The organism is Candidatus Paralachnospira sp. LCP21S3_A2 (assembly GCF_052118925.1).
Classification (GTDB): domain Bacteria; phylum Bacillota; class Clostridia; order Lachnospirales; family Lachnospiraceae; genus Lientehia.
Genome location: NZ_JBQKGG010000015.1, coordinates 33,961 through 55,396 on the forward strand (window position 1 = coordinate 33,961; position 21,436 = coordinate 55,396).

Genomic DNA, 21,436 nt, shown 5'->3' on the forward strand with positions numbered 1-21,436 from the left:
GCCGTACAGGGAGGAAAACGCCTTGACCTTGCCCCTGCCAGTTGGTAAAATGGAAAGAAACAGATCCTGATTTTCAGGATCTGTCGTTACAGGAGGAAGTTCATGTCCGCTTGGTATGATACCAGTGTGTTTTACCATATGTACCCTCTGGGAATGACCGGTGCTCCCAGAGAAAACCACGAAACAACAGCTGCAGACCGGTTCCGGCAGCTTGACGCCTGGATTCCCTACTTAAAAGATCTGGGGTTTAACGCCATTTATATCGGTCCGTTATTTGAATCGACCAAACACGGCTATGACACCAGAGATTACCGGCTGGTGGACCGGCGTCTGGGAACCAACGAGGATTTTAAACGATTTGTTGCTCTCTGTCATGATACCGGGATCCGCGTGGTGGTGGACGGTGTGTTTAACCATACCGGCAGAGAGTTTTCTGCCTTCCGCGACATCCAGGAAAAAGGGGAAGCCTCGCCCTATAAAGACTGGTATAAGGGTGTTAATTTCTGGCAGGGAAGTCCGCTGGGCGATTCTTTTACATACGAAGCCTGGCAGGGACATTATGAACTGGCTTCTCTGAATTTATGGAATCCGGCTGTCCGTGACTATCTTCTCGACACCGTTTCTTTCTGGGTAAAGGAGTTTGATATCGACGGAATCCGTCTGGACTGCGCGAATGTGCTTGAATTCGATTTTATGAAGGCGCTCCGTTATCACTGTGATCGGTTAAAACCGGATTTCTGGCTCATGGGCGAAGTGATCCACGGTGATTACAATCGCTGGGCCAACGATTCCATGCTCCATTCCGTTACGAATTATGAATTGCACAAGGGGCTCTATTCCGGTCATAATGATTATAACTGTTTCGAAATTGCCCATACGATCCGCCGCCAGTCTGAGGCAAACGGCGGGATTTACCGGAATCTGAATCTTTATACCTTCGTGGACAACCATGATGAAGACCGGATCATGAGCAAGCTGAAAAACAAACACCACATTGGGACTGTCTACACCATGTTGTTTACCCTTCCCGGAATTCCCTCTGTTTACTATGGATCGGAATGGGGAATCGAGGGTGCCCGAACAAGAGACTGTGACGAAATGCTCCGGCCGGCCATTGCTCCGGAACAGCTTTCCGGCTTCCGCAATGAGCTGACCGAACAGATCTGCTTTCTTGCTCATCTGCACCATGACCATCCGGCGCTGTGCACCGGCCGCTATACCGAGCTTCTTCTGACCAACCGGCAGTATGCCTACGCAAGATCCTCCGACGAGGAACATATCCTGACCGCCATCAACATCGATGACGGACCGGCAGTGCTTTCATTCCACGTTCCCATGGGTGGTTCCCGTGTTCTGGATCTGGCTTCCAACGAAGAGTTTTCTTTTGAGGGCTGTCATCTGACGCTTTCTCTGGATGGCTGTTCCTCTCGAATATTAAAGATTGTGGGGTAATGTTATGGGAAAAACAACGGGGTTTATTACCGAAACCGACTGTTATCTGTTCGGTGAAGGCACACATTATGAAATTTACAACAAGCTTGGGGCCCATCCGACCTCTCTGGACGGGAAAAAGGGTGTTTACTTTGCTGTCTGGGCGCCACATGCCGCATCGGTCCATGTGATCGGCGACTTCAACAGCTGGGATGAAACCAGCCATGCCATGGAATCCATCGGAACCTCCGGGATTTTCGAGCGTTTTATTCCCGGTGTAAAGCCTGGCGGTCTTTATAAATATCTGATCACAACAGCCACCGGTGAAAAGCTTTACAAGGCAGACCCTTACGCTTCCTGGGCAGAGCTTCGCCCCGGAACGGCTTCGCGGATCTGTCCGCCGTCCCGCCACACCTGGAAGGATTCTGTCTGGGAGGACAAGCATAAAAATGCACTGCCTACGCTGGCTCCCCTTTCCATTTACGAGATCCATCTCGGCTCTTGGAAAAAGCACGGGGAAGAATTCCTTACCTACCGGGAGCTTGCCAAAGAGCTTGCCGACTATGTAAAAGAAATGGGATATACCCATGTGGAGATCATGGGTCTTCTGGAATATCCCTTTGATGGCTCCTGGGGCTATCAGGTGACCGGCTATTTCGCCCCCACCTCCCGCTACGGCTCCCCCGATGATTTCCGTTATTTCGTGGATTATCTCCATCGAAAAGGCATCGGTGTGATCTTGGACTGGGTTCCAGCCCATTTTCCCCGCGATGCCCACGGACTTGCCGATTTCGACGGAGCACCATTATATGAATATGCTGATCCCCGGAAAGGCGAACATCCCGAATGGGGCACAAAAATCTTCAATTACAGCAAGCATGAAGTCTCCAATTTTCTTATTGCCAGCGCACTGTACTGGGTCGAGCAGTTTCATATCGACGGACTGCGGGTGGACGCTGTTGCCTCCATGCTGTATCTGGATTATGGCAAAGAAGCCGGCCAGTGGATCCCCAACATCTACGGCGGCAACGAAAACCTGGAAGCCATCGAATTTTTCAAGCATCTGAACAGTATCATGAAGCGGCGCAATCCCGGCAGCATGATGATCGCCGAAGAATCCACCGCCTGGCCTGGTGTGACCGAACCGCCGGAGCATAACGGACTGGGCTTCACCTTTAAATGGAACATGGGCTGGATGCATGATTTTCTTGAATACATGAAGCTCGATCCTTATTTCCGGAAAAACAACCACAGTAAAATGACCTTCGGCATGACCTATGCCTGCAGTGAGAATTTTATTCTGGTGCTGTCCCATGATGAGGTCGTCCATCTGAAATGCTCCATGCTGAATAAAATGCCCGGCTATCCCTCCGATAAATTTGCCAACCTGAAGGCCGGCTATACCTTTATGATGGGACATCCCGGCAAAAAACTTCTGTTTATGGGACAAGAATTCGGGCAGCTCCGTGAATGGAGTGAAGCCAGAGAACTGGACTGGTTCCTCTTAAACGAACCGCTCCATCAGGATCTGAAAGATTATTTCGGGGATCTGCTGAAGCTTTATAAAAAGTATCCGGCGTTTTATGCCATGGATTACGACTGGACCGGCTTCGAGTGGATCAACTGTGATGACGCTGACCGGAGCATTTTCAGCTTTGTCCGAAAGAGTCCCAACGGCCGGAACAATCTCCTGTTTGTCTGCAATTTCACGCCGGTAGCCCGTCCTGATTACCGGGTCGGCGTTCCGAAAAGAGGAAAATATACCCTTCTTCTTGATCAGACACACGGAGCCCTTGACAGAAAAGAACAGATGTTCTATACTGCTAAAAAGAGTCCATGTGACGGACGGGATTATTCCTTCGCCTACCCGCTTCCCGCTTACGGAACAGCGATCTTTAAATTTTAATCTTGATTAAATTAAGTAAAGAATGTACCCCGATCTATTCTCGCACCTGCGGCGGTCACTTATGTCATTGACATTATACGCCGCAGTGCGCATCCCAGCGTTCCTTTTGTTTATCAGAAAAAAACCTTTTTAATAAACAAAAAAAGAACCCTGTCTTCAGGATTCGCTTCTTCAGCAAGATTGTCCTGTGGAAGTCTTTTCTCTCCGCAAGACGATCCTGCCTGCTATTTCGCGTTTTATTTTCACAGTCTTCTGCGTGATCACACCGTCTTATTCCTCTTCTTCTTTTTCATAGTTTTCGAAAAAGTTCTTCAGGTTTGTAAGCGCCTGAACCAGCAGCTTTGTATCCTCCGGGTTCATATCGCGCACCAGCGCCGCCGTCATCTTTTTATGAAACGCTTCATGATGCCGGTATGCCAGTTTTCCCTTTGCGGTCAGCATGATATATACCACACGCCGGTCGGTCTCACTCCGTTCGCGCTTCACATACCCCTTTTTTACCAGACTGTTCATGGAGATTGTCAGCGTTCCGGTCGTCACATGAAGTGCCTTGGCAATCGTGGACATATTTTTCGGCTCCCCGATTCCAATAGCCTCGATCACATGCATATCATTGTTGGTAATATCCTTAAACTCTTCCGTGATGATCGCTCTCTGTTCAATATCCATGATGTCATGAAACAGCTTCACCAGTATATGATTAAAAGTTTCGTAACTGTTCATCTTCCACCCTCCGCTGTTTCCAGTTTACCATACTCGCCCGATGTCCACAAGCGCAGGCTTGGCTTTTCTGCCGCCTGTTTTCTCTGCCAGCCTCCCGGCTTCGCTTCCTGCATGTTTTCATGTTTCAGCTGTGCATTCTTTCTGCCCTGCCGCTTAACCGGTTCCACACTCGGATCACCGCCGGAACCAGCCGTTTCATAAGCAGGAAAAACGGATACGCCGCTCCCATAATCATTCCCAGCACGATCCACTGAGAAACGCGAAGCGGTTCCAGGGAATAAATCGGTCCCAGCAGCAGAATATTTACAGCCATGGCGGCTGTCATCAGAAGCCAGATAAGAAATCGTTTCGTATTAAAGGGTTTACACACCTGTGCCAGAACCAGAAGTCCCACAAAAGCCACCGAGATTCCGGCCATGGTATTCATTACACCGACCGGATAACGAAACACGGCACAGCTGATGGAAACTGTCAGCACAACCGCCACATTGGTCAATCCGCCTGGAAATGCCTTTGCCATCACATTGTTCATAAACCGGCCTTTGATCAGGTTCTTGTTTGGCTCCAGTGCCAGGAAAAATGAAGGAACACCAATCGTAAAGCCGCTGATCATGGTGAGCTGGATCGGCGTCAGCGGATAGGTCAAGGGGGCAAATAACAGAATCACTGTCAGCAGAAAGGAGAAAATATTTTTGACCAGAAACAGGGCTGCTGCCCGCTCAATATTATTGGTAACACGCCTGCCTTCAGCAACCACCTGCGGCATAGCCGAAAAATCCGAATCCATCAAAACCAGATGAGCAGCATGGCGTGCCGCATCGCTTCCGGATGCCATGGCAACCCCACAGTCCGCATCTTTCAATGCCAGCACATCATTGACACCATCCCCGGTCATGGCCACCGTATGTCCCTGTTTTTTCAGTGCCTCAACCAACAGACGTTTCTGTTCTGGTGTTACGCGCCCAAATACTGTATACTTCTCTGCGGCCCGGAAAAGTTCCTCTTCCTCCTTTAAAGTCTGTGCATCCACAAAGGCATCGGCCCCCGGAATTCCTGCCTGGCCGGCGACTTTCGCTGCCGCTGCCGGATTGTCCCCGGAAATGACCTTTACTATTACACCCTGCTCTGCAAAATATCGAAATGTTTCTGATGCTGTTTCCCGTATATCATTGGCAATCACGATCAGAGCTATGGGTTCCACCGATGCAGTAAGAGGCTTTTCTTCCTCCGGTGTTCCCTGATATTTCGCGGCCAGAACCACACGGGCACCGCGCCCGGTATAAGTTTCCACTCTTCGGCGCAGACAATCCTCCATGTCGGGGAGAAGCGTATCCGGCGCACCAATCAGAAAACTTCCCTGCTCTCTGAATATCACTGCACTCCATTTTGACGCCGACTGAAACGGAATCCGCTTCTCACACTCCCAGCAGACATTCCTTCCATACGCTCTCCGAATTGCTGCCGCAGTTTCATTGTCCGGCTCCATTGCCGTATAAAATGCGCCCAGCAGTTCCTCCAGAAACTCCTGCCCGTAAACAGCTTCCTTTAAAAGAACCGTTTCCTCGACCTCCATCTGAGGTTCTGTGATCGTCCCTGTTTTATCCACGCAGAGCACATCAACCCTTGCCAATGTCTCAATGCAGCTCATTTCATGAACCACCACGCCCTGCTTTCCCAGCCGCATAACGCTGAGTGCCAACGCCACACTGGTTAACAGATACAGCCCCTCCGGAATCATTCCCACCATAGCGGCAATTACCGCAACGGTTGCCTGGGAAACAGAGAGCCCCTGGATCCAGTGCTGCTTCCAGAACAGCAAAAGTCCCAGCGGTACCAGAAGAATCGCAATCACATGGAGAAGTGCATCCAGTGACTTCATCATCTCCGACTGTTTTCCGACACCCTTTCTCTTGGCTTCTGCCGTCAGCTTTGCCGCATAAGAATCCGCCCCCACGTGAGTAAGCTCCGCAGCTGCCTGTCCGGACAATACAAAACTTCCAGATCGAAGCTCTGCTCCCACCGGCTTTCGCACGGCGTCCGCCTCACCGGTGAGCAATGCCTCACTGACCCGAAGCTCACCCTCCCGCACCTCCGCATCCGCCGGGATCTGATCCCCTGCATGGAGACAGACAATATCGCCCTGAACTAAATCCGAACTGTGACAGCACTTACGAACTCCGTCCCGGATCACCGGATACCGTGATTCCTCCAGAAGCGAAAGACGATCAATAACCCGTTTAGAACGAAGCTGCTGCACAATTCCGATTACTGCATTCACAGCCACTGCGATCATGAACAGCATTTGCTTATAATGGTGAACCAGAATCAGACAGATGGCCAGCACGGTAAAGATCAGATTAAAAAAGGTCAGAATATTCTCGGCAATGATCTGTCCCACGGTTTTCGAAACCTGATCCACCGGAAGATTCTGAAGCCCCTTTTGTTTTCGTTTTCTTACCTGTTCCTCGGAAAGCCCTGTCATATTTTTCCCCCGTTTTTTCTCCGGATCGTTTATTTTTGACCCAATCCTTGTTTATCAGTATAACATAGCGTCTTCTCACGTGTAAAGACAGCATTCCATGAAAGAAAAACCTGAAAGAAAAACCACCCGAAGCAGATTTGCTCCGGGTGCCGTCTTACTTTGCTTCACTTTCGCTGGTTTCCGCTTCTGTTTCCTCCAGCGTATCCAGTCCGCATTCAAACTTGTTGGGAAGTGTCTCTGAAATCAGGTAAATCGTATCGTCCCCGTCCATCATCACATAAACTCCGGACGCAGCCTTGTTCTCATTTCCCACAAAAATCGTTTTCGTTTCCCCGCCCGCCGTAAAGGTAATGGTATTGGACGGACTGTCCAGCCCATATTCCGACAAATCTTCGTGCTCCGTAAGGATCTGCTCTGCCTCCACCTCTGCAAGCACCGCCGCCATGGACTTCATGGAAGTCTGATTCATCGTAAGACTTTCATCTCCATCATAATTCCAGGTGTCATCCTTCTTTGTAAACGAAAGAGTCTGTCCGTCCCGCACAAAAGAGAAATTCGTGATTTCGGCGGAATCCACCTGTATCATATACTCCGGATCTTCCTCCTTTACCTGTTTCAGGTCCAGACTTTTTACCAGAAGGTAACCGCCGATGCAAAGCACCAGAACCACCAGCGCGGCAATCAGTCGTTTTCCTTTCATCGTTTCCTCCTCTTATACCAGATCAGTCCGCCGAAGATCATCAAAACCGCCGGAAGCACCACTGTAACTGCGGCACTCAGCGTTCTGACACCTGCTGCGGTGATGGTTAAATAATCCACCTCCATGCTCTTGGAGGCGATAGCCGTGGTTGTCTCATGATTTGCCAGTTTACTCAGGCAGCCCATGACAAACTCATAGTTTCCACCAGATACGGTACTGTTCATCTGATCCTCCAGTACATATCCGGTTCCCACATAAACAATTCCTGTATCCGTCTCACTGTCGGTCAGATAAACCGCCAGGTCAAACGGACCGTCTGTATCTGCCTTTTCCTTTTCCAGCGTTGTCATATTGGCCGCATCGGCCTTGGCATAAGCCTGATCCGAAGTCGTCAGAAGAGCCGTTGTGCTCACGGTGTCTCGTCCCGTGTCAACACTTGCGATTCCCTGGGTAATTGCGGTAAATACATAGCGTTTCTCGCTTACCAGCGTGGAGGTCATTTCCGTGCTTTCGATCTTTGGCAAAAGATAAAGAGGACTCTGAGGATGGTAATAGCTGCTGTTCCCCTCCACTACGACACTGTCCATGGGAGACGCACCATAATATTCCAGAACGGAATTAAAGTTGGGGAGCACTGTTCCGGTATAGGTACTGGTAATAAATGCTTTCCCGCCGTTTTTCAGATAATTTAAAATTTTTTCCGTCTCCTCATCCGAGAGATCCGTCTGTGGAGAATTGATCAGCAAGATCGCAGCATCATCGGGAACTGCCTCAGCAGAAACCAGATTGAGCGTATCCAGCTCCAGATTTTCTTTCGAAATCTGATCCTCCATCTCGGCGCTGAGCGTCCCTTCCTTGTGACCCTGAAGTGCATAGATCTTCGGCATATTCTCCGCTGTCACATAAGAAATCGCGCTGGTAATCTGTCCTTCCCCGTCAAACGCCGACTTGGACTGCGCATACGTATAAGAATCATAAGAATATTCATACAGATCCGAATCTGCGATCACCTTACTCCGCTCTCCGTCTGTCACAATGAGACTGCCCGCTTTCAGCGTACTGTCTGTATAGTTTGAAGCAAACGTCGGATATGTTACAAGATCCTTCTGCACCACTTTGATATGGCTGCTCTGTCCCGCATACTGCTCCAAAAGATTTTCCGTCATGGTGTCTCCGACTCCATCCTCCACCAGTTCATAAATGGTAATGTCGCTTTCCAGTCCCTTTAATACATCCCTGGACTGACTGGACAACGTATAAAACTGGTTTGCTGTCATATCCTTGCTTACCAGACTGGATGGAAGTTCCTCTGCTGTTAAGTTGAAGACTACTATGATCGCCAGTACTGCTGCTGCCCACCCCACACTGTAGGAACCATGATGATAACCCCAGCGCCGTTTTTCAATGGACTGTACAGCCAGAAAACAGCAGACCACAATGGCCGACAAATAATAAAGGACTGCACGCAGATCCAGGATTCCATTTAAAAATATGGAAAACCGGCTTCCAAAATCAAACACCGAAAGGATTTTCTGGATTCCGCCGGAAAGGAACGATGATTTCACAAAATAGCAGACCGTCAAGGCAATGGCTGCTGCCGCAAACAGGCCTCCGGAAATAATCTTTTTCTTTGTCATTGCATAAATGATCAGCGAAATCAGTACTGCCAGAAGCAGACACGCAATATATGTTGCCAACGCCGTGCCGGAGATCATGCTGCTGATATTTTCCTCCATATACAGAAGAAAACACGTTCCGAACGATAACACTGCCGCCAGAACCGGACTTTCTGTTAACGAGGACATAAAAAGTCCCAGAGCCAGATAAGCACAGCCAAGCAGGAAATAACCAAACAGTGCCGTATAATCAGCCGCAAAGGGAATTGTTCCAAAGCCGGACAGGATCAGCGGATAACATGCAATGATCACTACCGGAATTAAGAACATGGTCACCAGCGCCAGATACTTTCCCAGAATGATCTTCAGGGGACTGACCGGTGAGGTTAAAAGAAGCTGATCCGTTTTCTGCTTTCGCTCCTCCGCCATTACCTTCATGGTCAGGATCGGTGTCGTAATCATAAAAACAAAGCTGACACCGGAAAGGGTGTAATCCAGATAAGGATAGCCATATCCCAGGTTGTAATACGTGAAATAAATACCGGTCAGAAGCAGGTTAAGCGCCATAAACACATAGCCCAGCATAGAAGTCAGATACGACCGGACCTCCCGTTTATAAATCGCTGTCATGATGGTTTTCCTCCTCTTCCGAATTCTTTGTATTTTTAGGATCTGCACCTGATTCGCTTACATTTTCTTTTTCTGCACCTGCATAATCTGCAGTCTGCTCTTCTGCTTCAGGCTCCTCTGCACTGATGCCATCCGCATCACCGGCAGCTCCTTCGGTCAGCTCCAGGAATACTTCCTCCAGGCTCATGCTGGTAGTCTTCATCTCCAGAATCACCAGTCCGTGATCCACCATGGTTCGGAACGTTTTCTCCCTCAGATCCTGTTCCGGCTCCGCCTTAACAGAAAGCCGGAAGGCCTGAGGCTCCTCCGGTTCCGCACCGAGACTCCACTGGGCAGCCCTCAGTTCTTCCGCCGCCTGCCGGATCTTCGTTTCCGGTCCTTTTACCAGAAGTGACAGCTTCTGTTCTCCAGCCATGGCACGGCTCAGATTCTCCGGTGTATCGCTGGCTGCCAGCTTTCCTTTGGATAAGATCAAAATATGATCGCAGACAGCGCTGACCTCCGAAAGAATATGGGAGCTTAAAATGACCGTATGATCCCTGCTCAGTTCCCGTATCATACTTCGGATCTCGATCATCTGCTTGGGATCAAGTCCCACCGTCGGCTCATCGAGAATCAGAATTTCCGGAAATCCGACCAGCGCCTGGGCAAGCCCGACTCTCTGCCGATACCCTTTGGACAGATTTTTGATCAGGCGGTCCTTTACCTCCCAGGTCCCTGTCATTTCCATGACCTTCTTCGCCATGGCTTTCCGTTCCCCTTTTTTGATCTGTTTTAATTCTGTCACAAACAAAAGATATTCCCCAACCGTCATGTCCATATAAAGCGGCGGCTGCTCCGGCAGATAGCCGATACAGCGTTTTGCTGCCTCCGGCTCCTTTAAAATATCATGCCCATCTACGATTACCGTTCCCTCTGTAGATGCCAGATAACCGGTTATGATGTTCATGGTCGTCGATTTTCCGGCACCGTTTGGCCCCAGAAATCCATAAATCTGGCCCTTTTCCACCGTGAAGCTTAAATGATCCACCGCCAGATGGTTTCCATACCGCTTCACCAGATTCTTTACCTCGATCAAAGCTGTTCCTCCCTTTCCATATTGCTTCGGTTCATGATCTGCTTTCTGCTTTTCTGTTCAGCCTCTGTAAGCCTGTAACAAAAATCTTTTTCCGGCAGAAAGCATTCTGTCCCCGCATGATACTATTCAGTATACGACCGAATTGTGCCCAATATGGAATTATTTTGTGAACGTTCTGTGTTTCTCCTGTGTAATTTCGGAATTTCTGTTCCATCATTCCCGTTTTTCTTATTCCCTTCTTCTGTTTTTCCGGTCATCAGACCGTTCCATGATCCTGCAGAACAAAACTGCTGCTGCGGTACTTGCCAGCGTTACAAGAATCGCCGGTCCCACGATCACCTCCGGCATTCCACTGCCGTAACGACTCCGATAGGCGATCATATTCACCGGAATCAGTTGAAGTGAAGAAATATTCAGGATTAAAAACGTACACATCTCCCGGCTGGCCGTTCCCCGCGGGACAATCGCTGTCTCTCCCCGCCCTGTCTCTTTCATTTCCTCCAGCTGCTTCATAGCCTCCAGCCCCGCCGGTGTTGCCGCCCATCCAAGTCCCAGAATGTTTGCTGCCAGATTTGTGGAAATGGCCTCTCTCGCCGGATGTCCTTCCGGAATTCTCGGAAACAACAAACCCACAAAAGGCTTTAATGCTCCAGTGAGCTTCTTTAATAATCCCGCCTGTCCGGCGATCTCCATGAGTCCACACCAGAATGACAGGATTCCTGCCATGGTAATGCACAGCGAAATCGCATCTCCGGCGCCGTTCAAAATTCCATCCGTCAGAAGCCCCATATTTCCGGATATAATCCCCCATACAACGCCGAGAAACACCATTCCGCACCATAAAACATTGAGCATGCTCCATGACTCCGTTTTCTTTTATTTTATTCCGGGATTTTCCAATAAATTTTGAATTTTTCAAAACATTCCGCTTACCAATATAGTGAATATATGCACAATATTGTTTTTCCTCATTCTCTCCTATAATTGGTACTAACAGTTACAATTACAGGAGAGGAAGTGTACTACATGATCGATTACAGCCCACTGTGGGATACTATGAAATCCCGCGGATTTACACAATACCGGCTGATGAAACAAGGAATCGACAACCGCACACTGGACACTCTCCGAAAAGGAAATAATATCACCCTTTTGACTCTGGAAAAGATCTGCCGTATCCTGGAGTGCACACCAAATGAAGTTGTACAATTTTTAGATGAACCAGACACATATACAGAAAAATCCAACTGATCTTTATTGAACAGTTGGATTTTCGTTTCTATATTCAATTCAGCCATTGGTTATCCTATTTTATCTTCGCAGTTTTCTTCCTATCTCCCCTGCTGCTTCGATCAGACACTCCTGAATATGCCGAAATGTCTCCGTATTCCGATAATCCTCAATATAACCAGTAACACCGACTGCACCGCAGCAATGACCATCGCCGTTAAAAACCGGCACTGCCATACAGCCGATCCCGATGGTAAATTCCTCATCATCCAGAGCATACCCTCGCTTCTTTGACCGTTCCAGATCCTCCCGCAAAAGATCCATATCATTGATGGTATGAACCGTCCGCTTCTGAAGCGTGATACCGGAAAGATACGCTTCCCGCGTCTCTTTTGGCAGATTTGCCAGGATCATTTTCGCCCCGGCGCTGGTATTCACCTCCAGCGGCACATAAAGCTGTGCCAGAATATTTAACTTTGCATCTGAAAGCACCTGTTCGATATAAAGGAACTGCCCGTTCTGGAACACAGCATACTGAGCCGTCTGACTGGTACGCGCCGTCAGCTCCTGCATAACCGGTTTGATCACATCCTTCTGATCCACCCCATTTCGATAATTGGTCACAAGCTGAAACGGCCGCCGTCCGATGGTATAGCGGACAGGCGTTCCTTCAAGAACCGTGATATAATCACGGCTCGCCAGGTTTTTTAAAATCCGAAACAACGATGCTGTTGGTATTTCCAGCTCTTTGGAAAGCTCGCTGAGCGATTTCGGCTCTGTGCTCGCAAACAATGCCTCTACAATATTTAACGCCCGCATGACTGCGGGCACGATTACCATCTCGTCCGTCAAAAACTCCCTCCTTCCGGGAACAGCCGCCGGAGCGCAGCCAGAAGCCCATCATGATCATTATCCAGTGTCACCTCATCCGCGGCCTGCTTTACCTCCTCCGGCGCGTTCCCCATGGCGATTCCCAGACCGGCACTCTGAAGCATTTCCAGATCATTATAATTATCCCCAAATGCTGCCGCTTTGTCCTCAGAAATCCCCATTTTTTTGCAGAGATCCACAAGAGCATCTGCCTTTGATACCTTTCCGTCCATGATCTCCAGCAGATGCGGTGCCGACTTTACGATGGTACACTCCGGAAAGGCCTGCTTTAATTTTCTCATGGTTTCATTAAGAAGCGCCTGAGGTCCGAAGCCCAGAATTTTATGGACCGCCCGTCCCGGCATAAACGGATCCCCCATCTCCGGATCCGCTCCGGTGATCCGATGTTCGCTCCGGATCTGCACATGCTCCGGGTTTGATACGATCCAGCGATTGTCCACATAAGAACAGAAGCAGCACTCCTCTGTCTCTGCCGGAAGCAGCCGCTTCATGGCTTCCACCGTCTCCGCCGAAAGGCAGGTACTTTTTACCGGCTTTCCGTCTCTGTCCAGTGTAAGCGCCCCACTGTAACAGATGATCGGGGCATGAAACCCGATCTGCTCCTGAAGTGGATAGATCGCCATTGGCATCCGCGCCGACACAAAAACCACAGGAATTCCCGCCCGGTCAAGAGCCCGGATTCCTGCTGCCGTTGCTTCTGTCACCTGATGGGCAGAATTTAACAATGTTCCGTCTATATCCGTAAAAACAATAGAATAATCCATAACATCCTCCGCGGACTCACTCAATTTTTTCATGCGGCTTCCGCCAGCAGAAGTCCGATGTCTGTCAGACATCTCCCTGTTCTCTGTCACATCTCTCCTCTTTAACTTACCATAAATCATCCGATGCTTCAAGAAGTGGTTTCCCAAACCCGAAAAATATGGTATCGTAGAAACAAAAAAATCCGGGCTGTTGGCCGCAGAAAACCGTTTATAAAAGCCTTATGGTTATCGGCAGAACCCCACCCGGAAACAGTGAAAGGAGCAGCAGGATATGGCAAAGAATTACAGAGCGGAACTGGTAGGAGCTTTCGGAAATCCCATCGATGAAAACCCCACCGGGGTCATGGAGGAAGCCGCTTTTGCAACAAAGGGACTGAACTATCGTTATTTGACCGTGAAGGTAGAAAAAGATGATCTGGAAGCTGCCATGAATGGCGTAAAAGCGTTTAACATGAGGGGAATCAACTTGACAATCCCCCATAAGGTTCGGGTTCTCCAATATCTTGATGAGCTCTCCGAGGCTGCCTCCATCATCGGCGCCGTAAACATGGTCGTGAACAAGGACGGAAAACTCTTTGGTGAGAATACCGATGGAAAAGGATTTTTGATCTCTCTGGAAAATGAAAGAGTTTCTGTAGATGGGAAACAGGTCGTGATCCTGGGCGCCGGCGGTGCTGCCCGTGCCATCAGCGTGGAATGTGCCCTGGCCGGAGCTGCAAAGATCATCATCGTCAACCGAAACACAGAACGGGGCGAGGAGCTGGTAAAACTGATTCAGGAAAAAACACCTGCCGAAGCTCAGTATGTCTCCTGGGATCAGCCCTACTGCGTGGATCCCGATACCGACATCCTCATCAACGCCACCTGCATCGGCCTTTATCCTGATGTAAACAGCAAGCCCCATGTGGATTACGATACCGTAACCAACAAGATGGTGGTCAGCGATGTAGTATTCAACGACCCCAATACCCTGTTTCTTCAGGAAGCAGCCAAACGCGGCGCCCATACCATCAATGGACTCGGCATGCTGGTAAACCAGGGGGCCTTAAACTTCACCCTCTGGACCGGCGAAGAAGCCCCCATAAACGTAATGACAGACACCTTAAAGAACGAATTTGGACTTTAAAGTTCAGCACGCAGAAAAAGACAGAGACTGCCGAAAGCAATTTTATTTGCTGATGGCAGTCTCTGTCTTTTTATATAGCGGAACGTCCATTCAAAGCCAGGCCGCACCTATCTGTTTTTAAGCCTCTACAATCTCAAGTACATCTGCGGGACAAGCCTTTACACAGATTCCGCAGGCAATGCACTTGGACGGATTTGCCGCACCCTCTGGCATAACCATAACACCGAAAGGACATGCTTCCACACACTTTCCGCAGCCTACGCAAAGCTTCTTGTCAATCATGTAAACACCCTTGGCATTCTGCTTGATCGCACCATGTTCGCAGGCCTTCGCACACTTTCCACACTGCACACATACCGCAGGCTTTACCGTTCCCTTTTTCTCCCCGATCTGAATACAGGACTTAGCCGGATCAAATTCCTTATAAAAAGCTTCGGAGCATGCAATCTCACAGCCAAGACATGCCATACATTCACTGCCCTTTTTCACAGTCAGTTTTTTCATAATGAAGTTCCTCCAATCGTATTTTCCTGATAATGATTATCGTTTGTCATTATAGCATAAATACGACAGAACCTGCAACGACTGATTGTTCCGAATCTTATTTCTCCAGCAGCCCCTGATAAACCTCTCTTTTGGAAATCCCGCGGTCCTTTGCCACCATTCGCATGGCTTCTTTTTTCTCGATTCCCTGGGAAAGATACCGTTCCATATGCTCTGAAAGCGGAATTTCTTCCCAGCTTTTCTGTTCCTCCGCCTTCATCTCCGCACGGCTCCGTCCCTCAATGACAAGCACCTGCTCTCCGCGGGGAGCCTCCGTCTCAAACCGCTCCGCTGCCTGAAAAAGCGTTGTCTGGAACACCTGCTCAAAGGTCTTGGTCAGCTCCTTGCAGATGGAGATCCGGCGGTCGCCGAGGGCCTCCGCCAGCTCCCTTAAGGTTTTAGCCAGATGATGAGGTGCTTCATAAATGATCATCGTTCTCGTTTCAGACTGAAGCTCCTCCAGCACCTCTTTCCGTTCCTTTTTGTCCGCCGGAAGAAATGCTTCAAAGCAGAACCTCCTTGTGGGAAGCCCGGAAATCGTCAGGGCTGTGATACAGGCCGCCGGACCGGGCAGTGAGGTCATGGAGATCCCCGCTTCATAGCACTGGCGTACCAGCTCCTCTCCGGGATCGGAAATCGCCGGAGTTCCCGCATCTGTCACCAGCGCCACGGAGACGCCTCGCGCCATCTGCTCCACCAGATACCGCGCCTTGTCCACCTTATTATACTCATGATAGCTGGTCATGGGCGTTTTGATCTCAAAATGGTTCAGAAGCTTAATGGTATTTCTCGTATCCTCCGCCGCGATCACATCCACTTCCCTTAATGTGCGCAGAACCCGGAGCGTAATGTCCTCCAGATTCCCGATGGGTGTCGCGCAGATATAAAGCTGTCCCGCCATATTCCGCCTCCTGTTTTTATCCGGATTTTAGTATCCATAGATTTCATAAATTTCGTTCGTATAAACTCCAGGCTTCTCATAGACGATCACCGGCGCTTCCACCCGCATCTGGGGCCGGCCGCCGCGGAACGCCTCAATGAGCACCATATTTGCCTCCGCATCCGCAAAGGGATGTACAAACTTCATACGCTTCGGTTCCAGCTTATGAGCCCGCAGTGTCTCAAAAATCTCCGTCAGCCTGTGAGGACGATGTACCAGATAAAGCCGGCCGCCGGATTTTAAAAGAGCCGCTGCCTCTCTGGCTACATCTTCAAAGCTGCACAGCAGTTCATGCCGGGCAATGGCCTTCGGCTCGTCCGGATTTTTTAATCCATGATTCTGGTTCATGTACGGCGGATTACATGTGACGACATCAAAAGAAGCCTTTCCGAATCGCTTCGAGGCCTCCTTCAGATCTCCCTGTATGATCGAAACCTTTTCTTCCAGCCCGTTGAGCTTCACACTCCTCGCCGCCATCTCGGCCATTTCCTCCTGGATCTCCAGCCCGGTAAAGGATTCCCCCTCCGTCTTGGCTTCCATGAGGATCGGGATAATGCCGGTTCCGGTTCCCAGATCCAGCACCCGCTCTCCCTTTCCGGCTCTCGCAAAACCGGAAAGCAAAACCGCATCCATGCCAAAACAAAACTTCTTCTCGTTCTGGATAATGCGGTAGCCGTTTCTCTGCAGCTCGTCGATCCGCTCATTGGGCAGCAGCTTAATTGTCATTGAGCTTAGACTTTCCTTCCCTTTTCTCCATGGCCTCCAGCTTCTTCAGTTCTTTCTCTTCCTTGGAATTCACTTTTTCCTTGTCCTTCCGCTTTCTTGGCCGGAACTTTAACTGCTCCGCACCATAATCCCGGAGTTCCTTCTCATCATTTTCCAGATGAACCAGAACCTTTACCCTCTGGCGCAGCACATTGACCGAAGAAACTTCTCCCTTCAGACCGTCATCAGTAGTCACATAATCGCCGACACCGGGGAGCTTGCTGTTCAGATAACGGTATGTCTCCTCCTCATTCTTTAAGCAGCACATCAGTCTGCCGCAGGTTCCGGAGATCTTTGTGGGATTTAAGGACAGATTCTGCTCCTTTGCCATTTTAATGGACACCGGAATAAACTCCGACAGATAAGAATGGCAGCACAGGGGCCGGCCGCAGATTCCGACACCGCCGAGGATCTTTGTCTCGTCACGGACACCAATCTGGCGCAGCTCAATTCTGGTCTTGAATACCGAAGCCAGATCCTTTACCAGTTCACGGAAATCGATCCGGCCATCGGCCGTAAAGTAAAACAGAACCTTATTGTTATCAAAAGTATATTCTGCGTCGATCAGTTTCATCTCCAGATGATGCTTCTCGATCTTTTTCTGGCAGATCTTAAAGGCTTCCTTTTCCTTCTTTTTGTTCTTTTCCTCGATGGCATCATCTTCTTTTGTGGCGATCCGAAGCACCGGCTTTAAGGGCTGGATCACCTTGTCATCGGTCACCTCCCGCTCTCCGGTAAGCACATAACCATATTCCACGCCGCGCGCCGTCTCAACAATGACATGCTGACCCTTTTTGATATGAAGCTTTCCGGGATCGAAAAAATAAATCTTTCCTGCCGTACGGAACCGCACGCCAACTACCTTTATCATAAAATATTCTCCTTCATTACTAACAGCATAAGCTCCATGGTGAGCTCGAAATTCACGTTGGCGTCGAGACGCACCCGCGCCTTGTCGATCGCCGCAAGGATCTTCTCGATTCCGGCATAATCACTGTGATCCGAGACTTCCTTTAAATATTTATATTCGTCCTTGAAGATCAGAAGCGAACTGTCCTGAGTCGCCTTGAACATCAGTACATCGCGGAACCAGAGCTGCATGAATTCCAGGCAGTCCCCTATCCGGAAACCGGAATCTTTTAACTCCTTTAATGCACCGACCATTTCATAAACAGCCATCTCCGATACCTTTTTCAGCAGCCGCATCACCAGCTCCTGGAGCTGCATAAACTCCTCGGAAGATGACAAAGCAATGGCTTTTCCGAGATTTCCCCTGGCAAAAGCCGTACAGATATCCGCCTGATGGGCAGACACCTTACATTCTTTTATGAGATAATCCTTAATGACCGAATCATACAGCGGTTTTAACTTGAGCACCGTGCACCGGGAAAGGATCGTCGGCAGAAAACTCTCCGCATTGGTCGTCAGGAAAAAGATCACCGCATACTCCGGCGGCTCCTCAATGGTCTTTAACAGTGCATTCTGCGCCTGGGGCGTCAGAAGCTCCGCATCGTCGATGATATAAATTTTATAGGGGCTGCTGTACGGCTTCACCGCCACATCGTCCACCACCTGCTCCCGTACATCATCCACACCGATGCTGGCCGGTTTTTCGTGGCGCACATAGATCACATCAGGATGATTTCCGCTTAAAAACTGTTTGCAGGAGTGGCATGTCCCGCAGGGCTCCGTCTCACCGTTCTCGCACTGGAGCGTCATGGCAAAGGCGTTTGCCAGGCTTTTCCGCCCCATTCCAGCTTCCCCGGTCAGAATATAGGCATGGGAAAACTGATGTCGTTTCAAGGCATTCTGAAAGTATTCTTTGATCTGATCTTGTCCTAAAATATCCTGAAAACGCAGCATTCCTGATACCCCCTTTGTCTTATTCTTCCCTTTAGTATAACATACTTTTTGAATGTAATGTAGAAATTATTTATTAAATTCAGAGCCAAGCAGATTTGTTCTGAATCCACTATAACAGTTACACTTCACTCCGGGCCGGCTATCACATCAGCCCTCCGTAATTTTCTTTTTTATCTCGCGGATACATTCTTCCAATACCCGGTTTTCATATATATTCTCGATTCCGCAGCTGTCCAAAACCTCCTGGGCGAAGTCTTTTTCATCGGCCAGGAACCGGCGGCAGATTTCTGCGTAGTTGGGATGCTTCTGGAGTCGTTCCCGTCCGATGGCACGGATCAGCCGTTCTCCGTCTTCCACATGAATGTACAAAGGACTCAGCGGAGTCTTTTTCTGTCGCTCAAAGTATTTTTTTGTCGCCAGATAGGATTCCGGTGTTCCGATCATTAAATACCGGTGATTTTCCAGATCGATCTGTCCGTCATCAAGAGTAAAATAACTCCACAGACCACAAACGGTCTCATAAGTCCGGGATTCGATGACGGTTCCTTCTGCCTGCTTCGCTGCAAGGAATTCCTCGTTGCGGAAAAAATATTCCCGTCCGTCCTGTTCTCCCTCCCGCATGGGACGGGTGGTATACATCACAACCGTCCGAAGTCCAAGCTCCGGATCTGCTGCCAGCACACGGAACACACTGTCTTTCCCTGATGCACTCTTTCCCATGATATAGTAAATATGGCCCATGTTTTCTCCATTCTGCCGTTCTGCTTTTACAGCCTCTGTCATTCGTCTGATCCAGCCCTTCTTTTCAGCACCCGCAGCTTTCCTGCTTCTGCCGGCCCGTTGATTTCCAGCCCGTTTTCTTCATAACATTTTAAAATCTTAATGATTTCTTCTGTAAGTTCTTCTCCCGGTGCTGCCACCGGAACTCCCGGCGGGTAAAGATAAAGAAACTCCCCGGAAATCCGTCCGGCACAATCGGAAAACATCAGTGTTTCCATGGGCTGCTCCATGGCATTCGCCGGAGTCATCATCACTCTGGGCACCGGAAGTACCACCGGCTGAGAACGGTCCAGTCCACACACAATTCCACCACTTTCTGTATGCGTTTTCTCTGTCTCATAATCCAGCTCTCCAAGCGCCTGCTTAAGTCTCTGATACATTTCTTCTGTATCAGCCGGGCTTGTCATCAGAATCACATAGGTCTCCGTACACATCTCCGGCTGGATATGATACTGCTCCCGCAGACGGCTGTAAAGCTCCGGCCCGCTAAATCTTTCTGCTTTCAGAACAAGCTTTGACGGATCGTATGCCGCTCCGCCGCCGTCCTCCCCGGTCATAAGCCGGATATGTTTCCTGTCATGAATCCATTTTCTAAGAGAAAGCAGACGCTCCTCATACTGTTTCATGACCTGCTCTCCATTGTTCCCCGCCATGTAGGCGATACACTGTTCGATGGATGCCATAAGTACATAGGACGGACTGGAACTCTGATAGATCTGAAGAAAATAAGAAAGCCTCTCCTCCTCCACCAGGTCAGATTTCTTATGAATAATTGCCGTCTGGGTCAGGGACGGAAGCGTTTTATGGAGACTTTCGATGACCACATCTGCCCCCAATCGCAGCGCCGGATGCGGAAACATTCTTCTCCATAAAACCAATTCTTCCTTTCCGCCATGCTCCGGATCTTTTCCGTCAGCGGCATATTCTTCCGATGCTTCATTCTGCTCTGTACTCCAGAACGAAAAATGCGCCCCGTGGGCACTGTCCACGATCAGCGGAATACCATGGTCATGAGCTGCTTCTGCAATACCCGCAATGTCAGAACAGACGCCCTCATAGGTGGGCGATGTGATCAGAACTGCCTCCGCCTGAGGACAGTCCCGAAGTCCCTGTCTTACCATTTCCGGTGTCACTGCACCAGCTGCACCGAAGCCCGGAATCCCCGCCGGACACAAATAAGAGGGCGTAAGCCCCCGGAGAAAAATTCCATGATATATCGATTTATGACAGTTTCTCGCTACGAGAATTGTCCCACCCCGCTTTACGCAGGCCGAAACTGCTGCCAGAAGCCCGGAACTGCTTCCATTAACCAGAAACCAGCTCCGTTCCGAGCCGTAAATCTGCGCGGCTTCCTCCATGGCCTCCCTTAAGATCCCATCAGCGTGATGAAGATTATCAAAGCCGTCGATCTCTGTAATATCAAAGGAGAACGGATCATTAAATCCGAATATCCCGCTGTTTCGTTTGTGACCCGGCATATGGAACGGAAGCATGTCCGTCCGTCCATACGCCGTCAGCTGTTCATATAAATCCAGTCTCATTTATTTTCCTGATCCAGTAAAAGCTCCTCAACCAGTGCCGCTGCATCCAGAATACAGCCCTCACAGGACCGAAGCGGTGTGCCCGTCTCGATTCCCTTCAAATCCCGACAGACAAGGCTTCCGTTCTTTTCCCTGAATTTCGCTGTGATGGCTCTGGAAAACTGATACGTCTTTCCCTTGCTCACCGGCTTTTCCAGATCGCCGCAGCTGTTTTTCAGTCCTGCCAGAAATACCGCGCCTGAAACAGCACCGCAGGTTCCTTCCATGCCGCCCATTCCGGCTCCGAACGCTTCACATGCCTTAAACGCAGTCTCCTCATCCATGCCAAACAGATCACAGTAGGTACAGGCTACTGCCTGACAACAGTTGAATCCACGGTCATGGCGGGCTTTTGCTTCCATTGCTCTTGATTCCATAATGCCCGATC

At 49.6% G+C, this 21,436-nt stretch carries 20 protein-coding genes; 4 read left to right on the forward strand and 16 right to left on the reverse strand.

The window, feature by feature from the left end:
• The first annotated feature begins 102 nt into the window (after positions 1–102).
• Positions 103–1,452: an alpha-amylase family glycosyl hydrolase gene (locus ACTQ3K_RS10290; RefSeq protein WP_441567656.1), complete on the forward strand. Its 1,350-nt coding sequence runs from the start codon at positions 103–105 to the stop codon at positions 1,450–1,452.
• 4 nt (positions 1,453–1,456) lie between these two features.
• Complete coding sequence (gene glgB / locus ACTQ3K_RS10295) at positions 1,457–3,337, forward strand: 1,4-alpha-glucan branching protein GlgB (protein WP_441567654.1); 1,881 nt, start codon at positions 1,457–1,459, stop codon at positions 3,335–3,337.
• Between the two features lie 270 nt (positions 3,338–3,607).
• On the opposite strand, the gene ACTQ3K_RS10300 is transcribed toward glgB, so the two are convergent.
• From ACTQ3K_RS10300 to ACTQ3K_RS10325, 6 genes are all read right to left on the reverse strand, one after another.
• Complete coding sequence (locus ACTQ3K_RS10300; RefSeq protein WP_441567652.1) at positions 3,608–4,060, reverse strand: MarR family winged helix-turn-helix transcriptional regulator; 453 nt, start codon at positions 4,058–4,060, stop codon at positions 3,608–3,610.
• A gap of 124 nt (positions 4,061–4,184) precedes the next feature.
• The gene (locus ACTQ3K_RS10305) at positions 4,185–6,542 is read right to left on the reverse strand and encodes an HAD-IC family P-type ATPase (protein WP_441567650.1); all 2,358 of its coding nucleotides are present in this window, start codon (positions 6,540–6,542) and stop codon (positions 4,185–4,187) included.
• Between the two features lie 154 nt (positions 6,543–6,696).
• Positions 6,697–7,242: a DUF4340 domain-containing protein gene (locus tag ACTQ3K_RS10310; protein WP_441567648.1), complete on the reverse strand. Its 546-nt coding sequence runs from the start codon at positions 7,240–7,242 to the stop codon at positions 6,697–6,699.
• The gene (locus ACTQ3K_RS10315) at positions 7,239–9,488 is read right to left on the reverse strand and encodes a Gldg family protein (protein ID WP_441567646.1); all 2,250 of its coding nucleotides are present in this window, start codon (positions 9,486–9,488) and stop codon (positions 7,239–7,241) included. Before ACTQ3K_RS10315 ends, ACTQ3K_RS10310 begins: the two co-directional genes overlap by 4 nt.
• Positions 9,472–10,566, reverse strand: coding sequence for an ABC transporter ATP-binding protein (locus ACTQ3K_RS10320; RefSeq protein WP_441567644.1), 1,095 nt, complete (start codon positions 10,564–10,566; stop codon positions 9,472–9,474). Before ACTQ3K_RS10320 ends, ACTQ3K_RS10315 begins: the two co-directional genes overlap by 17 nt.
• Before the next feature lie 228 nt (positions 10,567–10,794).
• Positions 10,795–11,421: a nucleoside recognition protein gene (locus ACTQ3K_RS10325; protein ID WP_441567642.1), complete on the reverse strand. Its 627-nt coding sequence runs from the start codon at positions 11,419–11,421 to the stop codon at positions 10,795–10,797.
• 171 nt (positions 11,422–11,592) lie between these two features.
• Between ACTQ3K_RS10325 and ACTQ3K_RS10330 the strand changes: the two genes are divergently transcribed.
• A complete protein-coding gene (locus ACTQ3K_RS10330) occupies positions 11,593–11,817 on the forward strand; it encodes a helix-turn-helix domain-containing protein (protein ID WP_441567640.1) in 225 nt (74 codons plus the stop codon).
• A 60-nt stretch (positions 11,818–11,877) separates the two neighbouring features.
• Here the strand turns inward: ACTQ3K_RS10330 and ACTQ3K_RS10335 are convergent, their stop codons facing one another.
• Both ACTQ3K_RS10335 and ACTQ3K_RS10340 read right to left on the reverse strand, forming a co-directional pair.
• Positions 11,878–12,648 carry an IclR family transcriptional regulator gene (locus ACTQ3K_RS10335; RefSeq protein ID WP_441567638.1) on the reverse strand — a complete coding sequence of 257 codons (771 nt, stop codon included), beginning with the start codon at positions 12,646–12,648 and terminating at the stop codon, positions 11,878–11,880.
• Positions 12,645–13,451, reverse strand: coding sequence for a Cof-type HAD-IIB family hydrolase (locus ACTQ3K_RS10340; protein ID WP_441567636.1), 807 nt, complete (start codon positions 13,449–13,451; stop codon positions 12,645–12,647). The genes ACTQ3K_RS10335 and ACTQ3K_RS10340 overlap by 4 nt, the downstream gene beginning before the upstream one ends.
• A gap of 271 nt (positions 13,452–13,722) precedes the next feature.
• On the opposite strand from ACTQ3K_RS10340, the gene aroE reads away from it, so the two are divergent.
• Entirely contained in the window at positions 13,723–14,577 is an 855-nt protein-coding gene (gene aroE, locus ACTQ3K_RS10345) for a shikimate dehydrogenase (protein ID WP_441567635.1), read from the forward strand.
• Between the two features lie 117 nt (positions 14,578–14,694).
• On the opposite strand, the gene ACTQ3K_RS10350 is transcribed toward aroE, so the two are convergent.
• The 8 genes from ACTQ3K_RS10350 to ACTQ3K_RS10385 all read right to left on the reverse strand — a co-directional run bounded on the left by ACTQ3K_RS10350 (position 14,695) and on the right by ACTQ3K_RS10385 (position 21,425).
• Complete coding sequence (locus tag ACTQ3K_RS10350) at positions 14,695–15,081, reverse strand: 4Fe-4S dicluster domain-containing protein (RefSeq protein WP_441567633.1); 387 nt, start codon at positions 15,079–15,081, stop codon at positions 14,695–14,697.
• A 97-nt stretch (positions 15,082–15,178) separates the two neighbouring features.
• Positions 15,179–16,021 carry a 16S rRNA (cytidine(1402)-2'-O)-methyltransferase gene (rsmI, locus tag ACTQ3K_RS10355; RefSeq protein ID WP_441567631.1) on the reverse strand — a complete coding sequence of 281 codons (843 nt, stop codon included), beginning with the start codon at positions 16,019–16,021 and terminating at the stop codon, positions 15,179–15,181.
• A 27-nt stretch (positions 16,022–16,048) separates the two neighbouring features.
• Complete coding sequence (locus tag ACTQ3K_RS10360; protein ID WP_441567629.1) at positions 16,049–16,786, reverse strand: tRNA1(Val) (adenine(37)-N6)-methyltransferase; 738 nt, start codon at positions 16,784–16,786, stop codon at positions 16,049–16,051.
• A complete protein-coding gene (locus tag ACTQ3K_RS10365) occupies positions 16,776–17,696 on the reverse strand; it encodes a PSP1 domain-containing protein (RefSeq protein ID WP_441567627.1) in 921 nt (306 codons plus the stop codon). The genes ACTQ3K_RS10360 and ACTQ3K_RS10365 overlap by 11 nt, the downstream gene beginning before the upstream one ends.
• On the reverse strand, positions 17,693–18,688 hold the full coding sequence (gene holB / locus ACTQ3K_RS10370; RefSeq protein ID WP_441567625.1) for a DNA polymerase III subunit delta': 996 nt from the start codon (positions 18,686–18,688) through the stop codon (positions 17,693–17,695). The genes ACTQ3K_RS10365 and holB overlap by 4 nt, the downstream gene beginning before the upstream one ends.
• 147 nt (positions 18,689–18,835) lie before the next feature.
• Positions 18,836–19,429, reverse strand: a complete 594-nt coding sequence (locus tag ACTQ3K_RS10375) for a guanylate kinase (RefSeq protein WP_441567721.1) — start codon at positions 19,427–19,429, stop codon at positions 18,836–18,838.
• A gap of 38 nt (positions 19,430–19,467) precedes the next feature.
• Positions 19,468–21,009 (reverse strand): aminotransferase class I/II-fold pyridoxal phosphate-dependent enzyme, encoded by a 1,542-nt coding sequence (locus ACTQ3K_RS10380; protein WP_441567623.1) that lies wholly within the window; start codon positions 21,007–21,009, stop codon positions 19,468–19,470.
• The gene (locus ACTQ3K_RS10385) at positions 21,006–21,425 is read right to left on the reverse strand and encodes a C-GCAxxG-C-C family protein (RefSeq protein WP_441567621.1); all 420 of its coding nucleotides are present in this window, start codon (positions 21,423–21,425) and stop codon (positions 21,006–21,008) included. Before ACTQ3K_RS10385 ends, ACTQ3K_RS10380 begins: the two co-directional genes overlap by 4 nt.
• Positions 21,426–21,436: the final 11 nt, after the last annotated feature.